The sequence below is a fragment of the Blautia sp. MSK17_66 genome (assembly GCF_020538025.1).
In the GTDB taxonomy this organism is placed as follows: Bacteria; Bacillota; Clostridia; order Lachnospirales; family Lachnospiraceae; genus Blautia_A.
The window spans coordinates 1-2,346 of record NZ_JAJBNQ010000060.1 but is presented as its reverse complement, the minus strand read 5'-3'; the positions used below and the strand labels follow the sequence as shown (position 1 = coordinate 2,346).

Here is a 2,346-nt window from a genome sequence, read left to right as displayed (position 1 = left end):
CCCTAGAAGTATTACGTGATTTTCTGCCCCTTACCCTCGTTGCTACTCTCCTTTTTTTCGTGGGAACCGCTTTAGGGCCCTCAGTGATGGTGTTTTGTAATTTATATGCTCCTCTTGCATTTGTGTCTCTACTTCTTGTTCGCCTGGAGGGAACTTCTTCATTTGTATTAGCATGGTTCACTTCAGTCCTTCCTTCCAACTCACTCTTTTTTTGCTGTAAACGATTCTCTGCCGCCAGTTCATTGAAACTATTGAATATATCCTTTAGAGATTCCGGGATGAATAAATCACCTATTAAAGCAGCTTGACGATCTGGTGGAACTAAAGTAAGCAATTGGGTAACGACGCTTACGAGCTTCATAACATCTTCTTCCGTTGGAGCTGGTGGGACTAATAACTGTGTACAATCCATTTTTCTCATGAGCATTTCGGTAGCTCTCTTCTTGTCTTTCTCGGGCAATCTTCCTATTATTATAGCAATAGATTTGTATAGTTGCTTTCTATTGTCTAACAGCTTGTTATTCTGTAGCATCAAATCTATGGCAGCCTGACTTGCTTCTTGTGAAGAGAGCATACCATTTCCAATCGAATCAAACCTTTCCTTAACCATCTTCGCAGCAGGCAAAATTACCTCAGCACTGGAGTCAGAAGATACGCTGGAATCTTCTGCGCTAGAATCAAGACCATACGGCCTACCGGTTGTGAGAGATTCCATGGGCCTTATGACATATCCTGGAAAGAGTAGCTCATCAGACTTACGTTTACTCTCTATATCAATATCTACATCAGGAGCAATCATTTCAATAAACAGCCGACATACATCCCAGACGCTATAAGCTGTACGTGCTTTTACCGTCAGATTCTTGGCTGTTTCAATGTCGTCCATTTTGGTTTTCTTTTACCAGTATTGTTCGTTTGATAATGTATTCTTGCTTATTACATTATAAAATCTGTGCAGATCACATGTCAAAACAACTTTTTATCACAAGATAGTACCGCAAAACGAACCTGCGGGCCGTCTAAAAATTAAGGAAAAGCAGCAAAGGTGCATTTTTAAAATATGAAATGAAGATACCGCAGTACCAATTATTTTCGCAGTACAAATAATGCGCGGCCGGTGCATTTTTCGAAAGAACGCGAGACAAACAGGACAATTAAAGTTAGTTTTTCGAGTTAGCGTGTTTGAATACTGCAAGATACAAGATAAATAGAGTAGTTGAAACTAGATATCAATTGCACACAAGATCGGCGCTAAGCATGCCACAATTTGATATATTATGTAAAACACCACCTAAGGTGCTTGTTCGTCAGTTTGTGGAAAGGTTTGAAAGACCTTCAGGTGAGAAAATAGCATTATGTGCTGCTGAACTAACCTATTTATGTTGGATGATTACACATAACGGAACAGCAATCAAGAGAGCCACATTCATGAGCTATAATACTATCATAAGCAATTCGCTGAGTTTCGATATTGTCAATAAATCACTCCAGTTTAAATACAAGACGCAAAAAGCAACAATTCTGGAAGCCTCATTAAAGAAATTGATTCCTGCTTGGGAATTTACAATTATTCCTTACTATGGACAAAAACATCAATCTGATATCACTGATATTGTAAGTAGTTTGCAATTACAGTTCGAATCATCGGAAGAAGCAGATAAGGGAAATAGCCACAGTAAAAAAATGCTTAAAGCACTTCTAAGTGAGGGTGAAAGCATCTGGGAGATCACTGAGAAAATACTAAATTCGTTTGAGTATACTTCGAGATTTACAAAAACAAAAACTTTATACCAATTCCTCTTCCTAGCTACTTTCATCAATTGTGGAAGATTCAGCGATATTAAGAACGTTGATCCGAAATCATTTAAATTAGTCCAAAATAAGTATCTGGGAGTAATAATCCAGTGTTTAGTGACAGAGACAAAGACAAGCGTTAGTAGGCACATATACTTCTTTAGCGCAAGGGGTAGGATCGATCCACTTGTATATTTGGATGAATTTTTGAGGAATTCTGAACCAGTCCTAAAACGAGTAAATAGGACCGGCAATTCTTCAAGCAATAAACAGGAATACCAATTATTAAAAGATAACTTAGTCAGATCGTACAATAAAGCTTTGAAGAAAAATGCGCCTTATTCAATCTTTGCTATAAAAAATGGCCCAAAATCTCACATTGGAAGACATTTGATGACCTCATTTCTTTCAATGAAGGGCCTAACGGAGTTGACTAATGTTGTGGGAAATTGGAGCGATAAGCGTGCTTCTGCCGTGGCCAGGACAACGTATACTCATCAGATAACAGCAATACCTGATCACTACTTCGCACTAGTTTCTCGGTACTATGCA

The 2,346-nt window shown here is 38.4% G+C and carries 2 protein-coding genes; one reads left to right on the top strand and one right to left on the bottom strand.

What is annotated here, in order from left to right; all coding sequences use genetic code 11:
- The coding region (locus tag LIR34_RS17415) for a hypothetical protein (RefSeq protein ID WP_000340939.1) at positions 1-886 on the bottom strand (886 nt) is incomplete at its 3' end.
- A 371-nt stretch (positions 887-1,257) separates the two neighbouring features.
- On the opposite strand from LIR34_RS17415, the gene LIR34_RS17410 reads away from it, so the two are divergent.
- The coding region (locus LIR34_RS17410) for a hypothetical protein (RefSeq protein ID WP_276193477.1) at positions 1,258-2,346 on the top strand (1,089 nt) is incomplete at its 3' end.